This is a genomic window from Pleurocapsa sp. CCALA 161, assembly GCF_003003995.1.
In the GTDB taxonomy this organism is placed as follows: domain Bacteria; phylum Cyanobacteriota; class Cyanobacteriia; order Cyanobacteriales; family Xenococcaceae; genus Waterburya.
On the sequence record NZ_PVWF01000008.1, the window covers coordinates 64,615 to 78,268 of the forward strand.

At 40.5% G+C, this 13,654-nt stretch carries 12 protein-coding genes; 9 read left to right on the plus strand and 3 right to left on the minus strand.

Features of this window, described 5'->3' with window-relative positions; all coding sequences use genetic code 11:
• Positions 1-3: 3 nt before the first annotated feature.
• From C7B62_RS03735 to C7B62_RS03745, 3 genes are all read left to right on the plus strand, one after another.
• On the plus strand, positions 4-1,035 hold the full coding sequence (locus tag C7B62_RS03735; protein ID WP_106233271.1) for a glycosyltransferase family A protein: 1,032 nt from the start codon (positions 4-6) through the stop codon (positions 1,033-1,035).
• 188 nt (positions 1,036-1,223) lie between these two features.
• Positions 1,224-2,198 (plus strand): glycosyltransferase family 2 protein, encoded by a 975-nt coding sequence (locus C7B62_RS03740; protein WP_106233272.1) that lies wholly within the window; start codon positions 1,224-1,226, stop codon positions 2,196-2,198.
• On the plus strand, positions 2,179-3,909 hold the full coding sequence (locus C7B62_RS03745; RefSeq protein ID WP_106233273.1) for a hypothetical protein: 1,731 nt from the start codon (positions 2,179-2,181) through the stop codon (positions 3,907-3,909). The genes C7B62_RS03740 and C7B62_RS03745 overlap by 20 nt, the downstream gene beginning before the upstream one ends.
• A 24-nt stretch (positions 3,910-3,933) precedes the next feature.
• Here C7B62_RS03745 and C7B62_RS03750 read toward each other — a convergent pair whose 3' ends face one another.
• Positions 3,934-4,335, minus strand: coding sequence for an EamA-like transporter family protein (locus tag C7B62_RS03750; protein ID WP_233219800.1), 402 nt, complete (start codon positions 4,333-4,335; stop codon positions 3,934-3,936).
• Between the two features lie 10 nt (positions 4,336-4,345).
• Positions 4,346-5,221: an inositol monophosphatase family protein gene (locus C7B62_RS03755; RefSeq protein ID WP_106233274.1), complete on the minus strand. Its 876-nt coding sequence runs from the start codon at positions 5,219-5,221 to the stop codon at positions 4,346-4,348.
• Positions 5,222-5,453: 232 nt separating this feature from the next.
• Between C7B62_RS03755 and C7B62_RS03760 the strand changes: the two genes are divergently transcribed.
• The 4 genes from C7B62_RS03760 to C7B62_RS03775 all read left to right on the plus strand — a co-directional run bounded on the left by C7B62_RS03760 (position 5,454) and on the right by C7B62_RS03775 (position 9,873).
• Entirely contained in the window at positions 5,454-6,224 is a 771-nt protein-coding gene (locus C7B62_RS03760) for a class I SAM-dependent methyltransferase (RefSeq protein ID WP_106233275.1), read from the plus strand.
• 61 nt (positions 6,225-6,285) lie between these two features.
• Positions 6,286-7,230 carry a 4-(cytidine 5'-diphospho)-2-C-methyl-D-erythritol kinase gene (gene ispE, locus C7B62_RS03765; RefSeq protein WP_106233276.1) on the plus strand — a complete coding sequence of 315 codons (945 nt, stop codon included), beginning with the start codon at positions 6,286-6,288 and terminating at the stop codon, positions 7,228-7,230.
• Between the two features lie 93 nt (positions 7,231-7,323).
• Positions 7,324-8,703, plus strand: a complete 1,380-nt coding sequence (locus C7B62_RS03770) for a cell wall metabolism sensor histidine kinase WalK (RefSeq protein ID WP_106233277.1) — start codon at positions 7,324-7,326, stop codon at positions 8,701-8,703.
• A 183-nt stretch (positions 8,704-8,886) separates the two neighbouring features.
• The gene (locus C7B62_RS03775; RefSeq protein WP_106233278.1) at positions 8,887-9,873 is read left to right on the plus strand and encodes an FHA domain-containing protein; all 987 of its coding nucleotides are present in this window, start codon (positions 8,887-8,889) and stop codon (positions 9,871-9,873) included.
• A 100-nt stretch (positions 9,874-9,973) separates the two neighbouring features.
• Here the strand turns inward: C7B62_RS03775 and C7B62_RS03780 are convergent, their stop codons facing one another.
• Positions 9,974-10,690 carry a hypothetical protein gene (locus C7B62_RS03780; RefSeq protein WP_233219801.1) on the minus strand — a complete coding sequence of 239 codons (717 nt, stop codon included), beginning with the start codon at positions 10,688-10,690 and terminating at the stop codon, positions 9,974-9,976.
• Positions 10,691-10,943: 253 nt separating this feature from the next.
• On the opposite strand from C7B62_RS03780, the gene C7B62_RS03785 reads away from it, so the two are divergent.
• Positions 10,944-13,163 carry a transglycosylase SLT domain-containing protein gene (locus tag C7B62_RS03785; RefSeq protein WP_106233279.1) on the plus strand — a complete coding sequence of 740 codons (2,220 nt, stop codon included), beginning with the start codon at positions 10,944-10,946 and terminating at the stop codon, positions 13,161-13,163.
• A gap of 167 nt (positions 13,164-13,330) precedes the next feature.
• The gene (locus tag C7B62_RS03790) at positions 13,331-13,597 is read left to right on the plus strand and encodes a hypothetical protein (RefSeq protein WP_106233280.1); all 267 of its coding nucleotides are present in this window, start codon (positions 13,331-13,333) and stop codon (positions 13,595-13,597) included.
• The last annotated feature ends 57 nt before the right edge of the window (positions 13,598-13,654 follow it).

Below are 13,654 nucleotides of genomic sequence, written 5' to 3' on the forward strand. Positions count from 1 at the left end.
AGCATGGAAAGTATCAATTCTGCCCAACGAAACATTATGGGAACAAGGCTAGAAATGTCCAAACTCTGTTCTTTTTTAGGAAAAGATCCTTGGGTTTTGTCAGCCAATGCAGCCTTCGACAACTGTTTTGATCCCAGCGTTACAGTGATCATCACCCTCTATAATTATTCAGAATACATTCAAGAATGCTTAGATAGTGTCTGCGCCACAATCAAAGATCGTTTACCTGGTGGCTTTGATGTTTTAGTTATTGATGACTGTTCTACCGACAAGTCCGCAAGCTTGGTAGAAGAATATATTCACCAGGTTGACACCCCAATTTGCCTGGTAAAAAAAATCTACAATACTGGTCTAGCTGATGCCCGTAATTGTGGGTTAAAAATGGCTCGCGCTCCTTTTGTCTTTATTTTGGATGCAGATAACTGGATTTATCCAAATTGCTTAGAAATTTTATATCAGGGAATTAATGAATCGGGTTGTGCTGCTGTATATGGCATTATTAATTGCTTTTGCAACAAAACAGGAAAAGGTGTTGGGCTAAACTCTTTTTATGAGTGGGATGTGAGGGAATTACTTAGTGGTCCTTATATCGATGCCATGGCAATGTTTAAAAAAGATATTTTGCTCAAAGTAGGTGGTTATTCTACCGAACTGATGCTGGTTGCTTGGTCGGGATGGGAAGACTATGATCTATGGCTCAACCTAGCTCAATCTGGTTATAGTGCTAAGTTAGTTCCGCGAATTGTCAGTTCTTATCGTGTTCATCCAACTTCAATGATCAACACTACCAATATCTATACTGATATATTGGTGCAGTATTTTCAGAAAAAATTTGTCAAACTTATTGAACAATACCAAGATCTAGACACTGTTTTTGGGATGCCGCGATCTATAGAAATCAGCACTGAAAACTGTGCCATGGTTCAGCTAAGAGAGGCAAAAGCGCTGATTGAGGCTATGGAAACGAGTAAGTTTTGGAAGCTTCGTAGTCGCTGGTTTCAAGTCAAAAAATGGGTGGGAATTACCAAGAGTTAGCAACAAATATCTTCACCTAGTAAAAATGAGCAAAAATCTATAATCGCGACTCCTGCTGCAATCCCAATCCAACCAAAAGTTGCGAGAATTGTAGACTAAAATACTTGACAATAACAATCCGCTCAATTTAACTTAGGATGATATTTTGTAGTTTCAATTACTAGTAGGGGCTTATATGCTGATTATTTATGTTGGATAAGCTAGTTACTTATTCCATAGTCATCCCCATCTTTAACGAAGCAGCAACCTTGCCTGAGCTATGGCGACAATTAAAAGCTGTAATTGATGAACTTAATGATACTTGTGAAGTCATTTTTATCGATGATGGTAGTAATGATGATTCTTACGATCGCTTACTGTTGCTACATCAAGCCCATCCTGAAGTTAGATTAATTCGTCTTTCTCGTAATTTTGGACATCAACCAGCCTTAACGGCAGGGATTGAAAAAGCTACAGGCAAAGCAGTTATTTTAATGGATGGAGATCTTCAAGATTCTCCCCAGGCGATCGCTCAGTTTATTGCTAAGTGGCAGCAAGGATACGATGTAGTCTATGCAGTTAGGGAAAAACGCAAAGAAATTTGGTTAAAAAGATTAGCCTTTGTGGGCTTCTATCGTCTGCTCAATTTTCTTTCAGGGATGAAACTGCCCATCGATGCAGGTATTTTTTCGCTGATGGATCGTCAAGTGGTCGTAGCCTTATGTCAGATGCCTGAGCGGAATCGCTACTTGAGTGGATTGAGGGCTTATGCGGGATTTAAACAGACAGGAGTTGTCGTAGAAAGAGGCTCTCGATATCATGGGCAACCTAAGGTTACTCTAAGCAAGCTATGTAAACTTGCTTTTGATGGGATCTTCTCTTTTTCCACCATTCCCCTCAAAATTGCGACGATATTCGGTTTAATTTCGGCGATCGTTTCTTTTGTCATCGGTTTATCGGGGCTATATGTCAAATTTGTTTTGGGTAAAGTTCTCCTATCCTGGGCTTATGGATTGACTACTACTTTCTTTATGGGGGGAGTTCAGCTAATCTTTTTAGGCATTATCGGCGAATATATTGCTCGTATCTATGATGAGGTGAAACAAAGACCTTATTACCTAATTAGAGAAACTCAAGGCTTCCATAATCTGGAGCATCAAAAACGTGAAAAAATTTCTCTTTAAATTACTGGTTGTCATTCCTGCTGTTATATTAGGTTTTTTACTCTGGAAATATGGGGTTGATTGCCCATTTTGGGATGAATGGGTTACACCAGGCTCTACATTAGTTCAATTTAACTTTGGTCAGCTTAGTTGGGAACACTTATTTAGTCAACATAATGAAAGTCGTAAGTTTTTCCCTCGATTACTGTTCATTTATCTATCTCGGTTGACAACAAATTGGAATACTCAGTATGGAATGCTCATCAGTTTTTTATTATCTTGTCTGACTACTTTTAATCTTTATTATCTCAGTAAACATACTCTTAAAAGCTCTGATGGCTATAGGTTAACTTGTTTAACTTTGGCTAGTATGCTCATTTTTAGTCCTATGCAGCGGGAAAACTGGCTGTGGGGATTACAGATGATTACATTCATTCCTATTGCCACTATCACTTCTGCTTTAGTAATTATATATGCGGCTAACCCGATCGTTATTAAGCTATTGAGCAGTGCTGCTCTTGCTACCTTTGCTACTTTCTGCTTTGCCAACGGCATTATTAGCTGGGTGGTCATTTTTCCCGCCTTATATTTAGTCGCCAGCAAAAATCGTCGTTCTTTAATTTGGATAACTACAGGATGGCTATTGTTATTTAGCCTCAATGTGACAGTTTATTTTCACGACTATCATCGTCCAGGTCATCATCCTAGTATTATGGTTGCTCTTACTCAACCATTTAAGGCGATCGCCTATTATCTATCCTTTCTTGGTTCTCCTTTAGCAGTTCGTCAGCTAATCCTCAGTCTAATTTTGGGCATAGTAATATGTTTGTTGATTGCTTCAATCTGTTGGTATCTCCTCAAAATCAACCACAATAAGTTGCTCATCTACCATCTTGTTCCTTGGTTAAGTATTTTAAGTTATACATTAATCAGTGCTGTTATAACTACTGCGGGACGACTCGGCTTTGGCATCGAACAGTCCTTAGAATCGAGATATGTGACTTTCTCGACTTATGGCTTGGTTGCTCTAATTTATCTAATTGCAATTATTAATCAAGAAGTTAACCATCAGCCAGAGGCTATTCAGCGAAATTATCGACAGATCATCAACTTGATGGTAAAAATTTTCATCGTGGCGATGCTACTACTTTATCCCTTCAATTTTATCTATGGAATAAAAGCCTTTAGTGTTACTCACCAAGAGCGCCTCTTCGGAAAATCTTGTTTAAGTCTAATTAACGTTGTTCCAGATCAAGCCTGTATTGAAAGATATATCTACCCCAATTTTGCTGAAGTATTCGAGCGCGCCAATCAACTAAACAGTATGGGGTTGCTTCAACCAAGTTTGCTTGTCAGCGATCGTCTCAGCGATATCAGTCGAGATAATTTACCCCAAATCTCCTATGGCTTCTTTGACAGTCTTACCGTTGGTCAAGATAATTCCTATACTGCTTCAGGTTGGTCTGTTCTGCCTCTGTATAACACCCCTGCCCATGCGGTAATTTTGGCATATCAAACAGCAGACGCGGTTGATCATCCTTTTGCGATCGTCAAACCTGAATTAATGAGAGAAGATGTATGGCATGCTATAGGGAAAAAAGAATATCTCCATTCGGGTTGGAGTAAAAAATTTTCTGCAGAACTAATTCCCCCCAATGCCCTAGCAATAAGTGCCTGGTCTTTCGATAGTAAACTTGCCCGAGCCTATAAATTTCAATCAATTAAATTATAGAAATTTTTCTTTACTGCAATTTCTTTACTTCAAGGTGATTAACATCACTCCTAAAACCACAAACCCTAAACCAAATGAGCGGGTGAGGGGAATCATTTCGTTAAACCAAAAATAGCCCAACAAAACCGAGAAAACATAGACTAGAGAAACTGCTGGAGCCGCCATACTGAGATCGACTTTAGTCAAGAGTAAAATATAGGCGATCGCCCCCACACCATAAAAGGTTAAACCTAAAATTAATTCAGGAATCAAAAAAATGGCGATTATTCTCTCAAATAGATTAGAAGCAGAGATCTCATTTAACTTCGCTGCCCCTAGCTTTAAACACAATTGCCCTGCCACACTGAAGGAAATAGATAACATCAGGTAAACAAACTCCACTAGACCCATAATTTGTTGCTTACTCCCAAAAGTGATTAAAGACAATTAGATTTGATTATTGATGCAGTAGAGGCTCGTCTTGACAGACTGCTAACAAATCTTGATGTAATTGAGTATTTCTAGCGACGATCGCGCCATTATAACTATAGTCTTGGCAGGTTTGTAAAGGAGGCAAAGGTAAACCGTCCAATCCTGTAACAATACAGCCGTTTTCTTGTGCCATAAATGCCAGGGCTGCACTATCAATAAATTTACCTCGTTTGGTAATCCAGCCGCTTAACTCTCCTGTAAAGATGCCGTTATAGTTGGGAAATTTGACAGTAGAAGAATAGCAATTCTCGATATCGATTACTTGATATTTATCTTTTAAAGCAGAGGTTAAATGTGCCATACCCCAACCTAAGAAAATGACAGGGGCAGGATGAATAATATTTAAGCGACTGCAATCATCTAAATCTTGTTGAAGATTGCCCTGATATACTCCTTCATTTTTGATTGCGTAGTAGTAGCAGTCTTGAGCAGGAGAAATGGCAATCACCGCCTCACAGCTATCAATATTTAAAACACTAAGTATAATCTGATAATTATCAAAACCATCAAGATAATATTTTGTCCCATCAATTGGATCTAAAGTAATCAGATAGTTATTTGTCCTTAACTTCGTCGAGGAAAAGTATTTAGTATTGCGAGATTGTTCATATTCTTCGCCATAAAAAGCCAGATCGGGATATGTTCCCAGTAAAGCTACCTCCACCATAGTTTGAATCGAAAGATCCGCATCGGTTAAGGCTGCTGATAAGATATTATCCCCAACATCTTTGGCGGGTAGGGAAGCAATCTTGGCTTGGATTTGTCGTGCGTAACCCGCAGCTACTCGTAAATGGGGCAATAAGGTTTGTAGTATTTCACGGGGAGGAGGAAGAGAAAACATATCAGCATGTTGAGCTTATTGTAATGATGCGATCTTATAACGAAGTAACAAGTAACAAGTAACAAGTAACAAGTAACAAGTAACAAGTAAGATTTACCATCATCATTAATACAAAGTAACCATCTCTGAAATTAATTAAAATGACTATAATCTTGAAGAAAATATTAGCATAACTCTATTTATCTATTAGGATTAGATGATTTAAGAAGCAATAGAAATTTGAGGAGGTGGAATGGTACTCTACGACGTGATTGGCAAAACCTACGCTCAAACGAGAAGAAGCGATCCGCGAATCGCTGGAAAATTGCTAGAGATTTTGGCATCCTCAAAAGCTCATACCATTGCAGATATTGGTGCTGGTACGGGTTCTTACGCGCAAGTTTTAGCAGATTATGGGTATAACGTTTTAGCAATTGAACCGTCAGCAATGATGCGTAGTCAAGCGATCGCTCATCCTGCTGTTGAATGGATTAATGGATCTGCTGACAACTTGCCTTTATTCGATCAAGCAGTAGACGCAGCTATTGTCATGCTTGCTTTCCACCATTTCACAGATTTTCGACAAGCACTACGGGAAATTCATAGGGTTGTAGGTAATGGACAAATAGTTTTGTTTACTTATGATCCAGCAATGATTTCTAGTTTTTGGTTGACCGAATATTTTCCCTCCCTGATTAAAGACGTTGAAACTACATTTTTACCAATTCCAGAGTTGATCGATGAAATTCAATCGATTGTAGTTAATTCTGTGAATGTTATTCCTTTTCCATTGCCAAACGACTTATCAGATTCCTTTGCAGCGGTAGGTTGGGCGCGACCAGAGCTTTATCTTGATCGCCAGATTCGCGCTGGAATCTCTTCATTTGCCAAGATGGATGCTGATGATCTCAAAGAGGGACTATCTCGCCTACGAGTAGATTTGGCAAGTGGGTTATGGAATGAAAAATATGGATATTTACGCCAGCAAGACCAGTATGATGTCGGATATAGGTTTGTATATTAATTGTGGATATAGTACATAATCGCTATATATTAGGTCAGGTGAGTATACTGTCTCTAGTGATATGCAATCTTATTCCTTAATTGCGCCAGCGAAGATTAATCTTTACTTAGAAATCATTGGCGATCGCCCTGATGGCTTTCATGAGTTAGTCATGATTATGCAAAGTGTTGGGTTGGCAGATCGGCTTGATATTCAGCCTAGTGATACTCAAAAGATTCAGATTTACTGCGATCATCCTCAAGTGCCTACGGATAAGACTAACCTGGCATATCGCGCTGCTCGATTGATGTGTGATACTTTTCCCCAGATGTATGCTAACTACGGTGGAGTAAGTATTAGAATTGAAAAAAATATTCCCGTGGCTGCGGGTTTGGCTGGTGGTTCGGGAAATGCGGCAGCGGTACTAGTAGGTATTAATCTGCTGTGGAAATTAGGGTTGGCTCAACCAGAATTGCAGGATTTAGCTGCGGGATTAGGCTCTGATATTCCTTTTTGTATCTCTGGCGGAACGGCGATCGCCACGGGTAGAGGAGAAAAACTTGATGATCTCCAACCTTTAGGCAATATGTGGGTGGTTTTGGCTAAATATGACAATATTAGCGTCTCAACTCCTTGGGCATACCAAACCTATCGACAACAATACAGCGAAACCTATATATCCGATCAGGCAAGAATTGCTGCTCGCACTGCTAAAGTAAGTTCTGGATCTTTAGTTAAAGCGATCGCCCATCATCATAACTCGGAAATTGGTAAATTAATCCATAATGATTTAGAAAAAGTGGTCTTGCCCACCTATTCTCAAGTAGCCCAGCTGAAGGCTGCTTTTGCTGCTCAAAATGTTTTAGGCACTATGATGTCGGGATCTGGCCCGACTGTGTTTGCTCTGTGTGCATCAGAAGCTAAAGCGATCGCAGTGCAGCAGCAAGTGAAAAGTCAAATAGCCGATCCCCAGCTACAATTTTGGGTGACAAAGCTGGCTACTACAGGAATTCAAATTAAAGCCTGAGTCTCACGGGGTCACAAGTAGGAGAGGTAGAGGAAGTTCCCCAAGTCCTCAAGTCCTCAAGTCTCTAGGCGAAGTGGTATACCATATACGGAAATGAATTTATTATTCCAGTCTACTCGTCGTCGGTTAGCTTTGTGGTACACCGCAGTAACGGCGGTGCTGCTCTTATTATTTGCCGTCGGCGTATATTTTTATGTTCGTACGACTTTGGTTGATCGCATTGATGACACCTTAAAGCATGTGGTGGAGGTAGTCGATCGCTCTTTAGTCATTCAGCCATTAGCAGAAACAAAGGGTAGATATGGCGTAAATATTGATGCTAGCTTTAATCAGAATGTTGATAATTTAGAAGACGATCATATTGATTTGGAATGGTTTAATCCTCAACAAGAGTTATTGTGGTCTACTTTTGCCCAGCCAATTGACTATCCTCTTCATCCTAATCGTACTGGTGAGACGGTTTATCTAACAGGCGATCGCATTTTGCGCCAGATTGTCCAGAAAGTGGAGTTAGAGCATCGAGTTTTGGGCTATTTAAGGGTTAGTCATCCTTGGTTTGAAGTGACCAAGCCGATTAATCAGCTTACTAGAGATTTAATTATTGGCATTAGTCTGATGATTCTGTCTGTGGGTGGAATTGGCTGGTTGTTATCGGGTATTGCGATCGAGCCTATCCAGGTATCTTATTCTAGCCTGAAGCAGTTTACTGCCGATGCTTCCCATGAGTTACGCAATCCCATTGCTACTATTCAAACTAATGTCCAGATGGCGTTAGCTTATCCAGAAGCGGAACCTCAGCTACAGCAAAGACAGCTACAGATCATTGAACGCTTGACTCAAAAATTGGGCAGATTAGTTAATGACTTATTATTCCTGGCTCGTGTAGATAGTGGCATTGCTCAGTTAGATTGGCAAGCCGTACCTTTAGATGCCTTATTAATCGATGTCATTGAAGAACAGAGAATTGCAGCGACTCAAAAGGGACTATTTCTTTCTCTCCGCATTGTAGAACCAGAGATTACTACCGAAAATCTTAACGAAGAAGATATTTTTACCGTCCAAGGTGACTGGGATTATTTATCTCGTTTGTTTACCAACCTGATTGCTAATGCGATCGAACATACTGAGCGCCAAGAAGCAACAGAAGCTTCCATAGAAGTAGAGTTGGCCTTAATCAAACCTACAAGCAAATCCATTAGAGTTCGAGAAGATAGTCAACATAAATTAGAGGTCAAAGTTAAAGATAATGGTAAAGGCATACCCGAAGATGCATTACCTCATATTTTTGATCGCTTTTATCGTGCCGATCCTGCTCGTTCGCCCCAGCGCCAGATAGATACACCTACGGGAGCAGGTTTAGGATTAGCGATCGCCAAAGCCATTGTGGAAAATCATCAGGGAAATATTACTGTAGAGAGTGTGTTAGAACAAGGAACAACCTTCACTATCACTCTTCCCCAAAGTCTAAAGTAACGTGATCTCAAATACTTAAATGTTTGCTACAAAACCCATATGGAAGAACGACTGAGCATGATTAGCTTCATCAAATCAATACACTTTTACTTGTTCATTTTCACCAACCAGAACCTTACGGTAGTATAGTGAAAAAAAAATATCTATGTCGTTAATATTGAAATAGTTACTTTTAAAACCACTATGATTACTTGCCCCAGTTGCAATCATCAAAATCCTGAAGGATCTTTGCAATGTGAAAATTGTTATACTCCTCTGCCAGCTACCACTAGTTGTCCGAATTGTGGAGCCTCAGTACAAACAGATGCTACTTTTTGTGGTCAATGTGGTTTTAACTTGCAAGCCGAAAATTCTCCCAGCGCAGTAGGCTTAGAAGAAGAAACTGCCATTGGTTCATTACCTAATCTTTCCCAAGAAGAGGTGTCTCTCCCTGACGAGTTACCTCTATCAAGGAATAATTCAGAGATGTTACCCGAAACTGCAATGTCATCACCAATCCAGAGTCCTTGGGACGATCAAGATGATGACAGTCAAACCATAGCTCAGAATTCAGAATTACCTTTTGGATTTCCCGAAGTTGAACAGAGCGCAGAGCCTCCTGAAACTCAATTTATCCAACCTGTACCTATCTCTAATCAGGATCTTACACCTTTCCCCTCTGATATACCTGATTTAGGTTTAGAAGGGAAAACTCCAGAATCGGTATTTGAACCTTCAGCAAATAGTCAAGCAACTGGGGAAAGTATTCATAAGAATCAACCTCCAACTCCAAAAGCTTCAGTTCCCGAACGAAATCAACCTTTTAGCTCGGCGGGAATGCCTGGCGCAACGCAGCTACAAATTCAAAGAGCGAGTTTACTGCATTTGCAAAGCAACACCACTATCGAAATTCCATCAAGCCTAGACGTGGTTCATTTTGGTAAACCAAACGGTCAAATTCCTCCTGATATTGATGTTTCTGGATATCCTGATTCTGAGGTAGTATCACGAGTTCATGCTGATATTAGGATTGAAGGAGATACCTACTATGTAGAGGATACAGGCAGCTCTAATGGTACGTACGTTAACCATGCTCCCTTGCAAAAAGGTAATCGCCATCGATTGAGAACTGGCGATCGCATTGCTTTAGGCAAAGGAGATCTCGTCACCTTTATTTTTCAACTGAGCTAGATTCCGCAACCATATAGCTATATGTGGGTATGGGTCAGATAAATAAGTTTAAAAGTTGTAGTTGTTTAATAATGTAACCAAAAACTAAATTACTTAAGATTTAGCGCACCGCCAAACTGTTAAGTAAAGTCAAATCCAAGTCGTTGTTGGGGTCAATGGAGACTAATTCAACTTCATTTTTCCCTAGCAACACTCCAGCCAGAGCGCCAGCTCCTGCTCCTCCCAAGACTTCTAGTGCGCCAATGTCGCCAAAAATTTCCGACAGTACCGCAGCCGCAGCACCGCCAATGGCTGCACCTTGCAGAATATCTCCAGCTTTGGCACCTTCTTTAACTGTCTCTCTACGGGTTACTACTTCAGAAACTGCGTCAATTGACTGAGTTGTACCGTCGGGAAATACTATTTCATCTGCTCTAAAAAATGACCCAGATTCATCGTCACTAGGTTGAATTTCCCCCATGATTTCGCTGCCGTAGGGAATCAAAATATTGCGTCTGCTGTCCTTAATATCAGCTGCCACTAACAAAGTAATGGGAACGGTTTCTTCAGGAGTCACTAAAATTTTTTCTTCTTCATATTCGACGGGAATGACAAACCCGTTGGGAATGGTGTTGTTCCCAATACGATCTCTAGTTGAGGAAGGGTAGTCTCGATTTCTGCTTGGGGGAGTGTAATCTCGATTTCGATTCGATTCTGATTCAGGAAATAACTGTGCTTGAGCTGGGGTTATGTTGGCAAAGCTACCAACTGTCGCTGCCAAAACAGCAAAAATCATTAGACCAGAGGTAGCTATTTTAGGATATTTTGCGTTAAACATGATTAGGCAAAAAATATTATTTTTTATAAATTAGTTATGAACATTTGACGCAAAGTAAGTAACCATAGTTCCAGATTATTGGAGCAACCTTAACTTGAGTAACCTAGTTAGTCTATTCATTGTGCTTAACGAGCCGAGCATTACACATTGTATGTATATAAAGTAAAAAATTTGTCCGATGCTCAAAGATTTAGGCAAGCTTTTATCTCTTACCTGTAACTAAAACTAATCCCCCTTCTCCCTAGTTGACCTCATGCTAGAATCTCCCGTGCGACCTAAACAACCTCAACTTCACCCTAAAAAAAGATTTCCATTTAAAAAGCAGCATAAGCTGGTGACGCTATTGCTATTGTGCAGTTTGGGCTGGTTTGCTTTGCGTAGCTGTCAGGCGCGATTCTTTAAGTCTGGGCAACAAACTCAAACATCTTCTTTAGTCAGTTTGCGATCGCTGACTCCTACTGCCCGACAGTCTCAATTAATTGCTCTAATCAACCAGCCAGAAAGAGGTTTATCGCCCCAACAACAAAGGGATCGCCACCGCGCCCATTATTTACTAGCAGCAGATTTAATTCAGCAGGGAAAAGGTAAACAGGCTCTAGATTATCTCCAAGATTTAAGCCAAAATTATCCGCTACTGCGTCCGCAAATTCTGTTTAAAATCGCTCAAGCATATCGGCAAGATCATCAGCCACAGCAAGCCGAAAAAACTCTTAACTATCTAATTAAAAACTATCCTAATTCTCCCTTAAGTGCCAATGCCCTAATCTTGCTAGCGAAAAAGCAACCTCTATCAGCCCAATTAATCAGCCAGTTTCCCTATCATCCTCTGACCCAAAATATCGCTCGTCAGCGTCTGCAACAAAACCCCAATCAGTATCAACTACTGCTATTGTTGACAAGATTTAGTCGCGCTCAAGATTTAAATCCAATTCGCGATCGCCTCGTCTTAAAATATGCCGCTAGACTAACTGCCGATGATTGGCAGGCGATCGCTGATGGCTATTGGCGAGATGAGGAACATCGCAAAGCTGCCGATGCCTATATTTTCGCTCCCTCAATTCCCCGTAATTTATACCGCGCTGCCAGAGGATTCCATCGTAACGGCAATTTAGATAGCGCTCAAAGTGCGTACCAGCGATTATTGCAAGAATATCACGACTCACAAGAAGCGGGACAGGCTTTAATTCATCTTGCTAGTATCTCTAGTGGTGATGAAGCGGTAGTATATCTGGAAAAAGCGATCGCCAAGTTTCCCGAAGTTGCCCCTGAAGCTTATCGCTCTAAGGCGATCGTCCATGAAAGATTTGGCAAGTATGATGCTGCCAATGATGCTCGGCAAAAATTACTCAATCAGTACAGTAATTCCAACTCAGCAGGGGAATATCGCTGGCAAAAAGCGCAAGATTTAGCAGCACAAGGTAATAAGCGAGATGCCTGGGAGTGGATGCAGCCTGTAGTTAAATCAAATCAGGAGTATGATTTTGCTGCTCAAGCTCTCTATACAACGGGTAAATGGGCAATGGCAATAAATCAGCCAGAAGCAGCTAAAACCACCTTTCAACAGATTATTAAGCTTTATCCTCAATCCTATTGGGCATGGCGGGCTACGGTTATGCTGAGGTGGGAGGTGGGAGATTTTAATCAACTGCGTTCTCTTGCTCCTACTTTAGACTTAACTAAAACTTATGAGCCACTACCAATGGGTTCGGCTGCACTACAAGAACTATACTTTTTGGCACAGTATGATGATGCTTGGCTATTGCTACAGTCAGAAATTGAGCATCCTCAGCAAACATCCGTTAACGAGCAGTTTGCCGAAGGAGTACTGTTATTAGAGCTAGGTCAATATAGCCAGGGAATGAAGCAGATTTGGGATCTAACTAAACGAGAAACGCCCCAAGAATTAGAGCAGTGGAAAGCTTTACGCCAAACCAAGACTTATTGGCAGAGTTTGTTTCCTTTTCCCTACGAGACTCAGATCCTGCAAAATACCCAGCAGGATAAGATTAATCCTCTTTTGGTAATTTCGGTTATGCGTAAAGAATCTACCTTTAACCCTACTATTGATTCTGCCGTTGGCGCGGTGGGTTTGATGCAGGTTGTCCCGCCTACGGCTCAATGGGCGGCAGCACAAATCGGAATAGCAAATTATTCTTTAACCAATCCTGACGACAATATTAAAATTGGGACATGGTATCTCAAACATAATCATCAACGTTATCAAGATGACTCGTTGCTGGCAGTGGCGAGCTATAACGCAGGTACAAGTAATGTTAACTCTTGGCTACAGCAATACAATATCAAGGATCGCGATCGCTTTGTCGAACAAATACCTTTTCCTGAAACCAAAGATTATGTTGAAGGGGTGTTTGGCAATTATTGGAACTATCTCCGTCTTTATAATCCCGAAATTCGCCGAAAAGTTGCAGATTTACACCAGGAAACAAAACAACCTGCAAAGCCATCAAAGTAGGCTATTTTTGCTAATAACGGAACAGTAACAGCTCGCTCGTGTAATTTAAAATTATTGCTGAACAAATTAGTATGATTTAAACAGCTAGCAATGGTTTAAATGTCTAACTATCAAAACATATACCCCTGTAAGCCTTACTAATTCAAAGTACTAATTTAGTGCGTCCAATGGCAGCAGATTTACTTACTCTGGAGTATTTTGAAGCAGAACCTGCTTCAATGCCAACCGATAAATATGAGCAACATCATATTATTCTCAATTTGAGAGCAGAACCTCATCGTCTTGAAAATTGGCGTGATGGAGAATATCGGGATTTTATCTATCACAAAAATGAAATTATCGTTACTCCTGCTGGTGTAGCCAGTGGCTGGAAATGGCATGTTAAAACTAAGTTGAACAGGCGAAGAAGATGCTCAATAATCCTCGTAAATTGATGGTGGATATTGCTTTTAACTGTGGCTTTTCAGATCAGGCGCATTTTTCCCGTGTGT

Bases quoted from the DNA above. Each gene is read 5' to 3' on its own strand.
- C7B62_RS03735 (WP_106233271.1), top strand. From the start codon at position 4: ATGGAAAGTATCAATTCTGCCCAACGAAACATTATGGGAACAAGGCTA.
- C7B62_RS03740 (WP_106233272.1), top strand. From the start codon at position 1,224: ATGTTGGATAAGCTAGTTACTTATTCCATAGTCATCCCCATCTTTAAC.
- C7B62_RS03755 (WP_106233274.1), bottom strand. From the start codon at position 5,221: ATGTTTTCTCTTCCTCCTCCCCGTGAAATACTACAAACCTTATTGCCC.
- C7B62_RS03760 (WP_106233275.1), top strand. From the start codon at position 5,454: ATGGTACTCTACGACGTGATTGGCAAAACCTACGCTCAAACGAGAAGA.
- ispE (WP_106233276.1), top strand. From the start codon at position 6,286: ATGCAATCTTATTCCTTAATTGCGCCAGCGAAGATTAATCTTTACTTA.
- C7B62_RS03770 (WP_106233277.1), top strand. From the start codon at position 7,324: ATGAATTTATTATTCCAGTCTACTCGTCGTCGGTTAGCTTTGTGGTAC.
- C7B62_RS03775 (WP_106233278.1), top strand. From the start codon at position 8,887: ATGATTACTTGCCCCAGTTGCAATCATCAAAATCCTGAAGGATCTTTG.
- C7B62_RS03780 (WP_233219801.1), bottom strand. From the start codon at position 10,690: ATGTTTAACGCAAAATATCCTAAAATAGCTACCTCTGGTCTAATGATT.
- C7B62_RS03785 (WP_106233279.1), top strand. From the start codon at position 10,944: ATGCTAGAATCTCCCGTGCGACCTAAACAACCTCAACTTCACCCTAAA.
- C7B62_RS03790 (WP_106233280.1), top strand. From the start codon at position 13,331: ATGGCAGCAGATTTACTTACTCTGGAGTATTTTGAAGCAGAACCTGCT.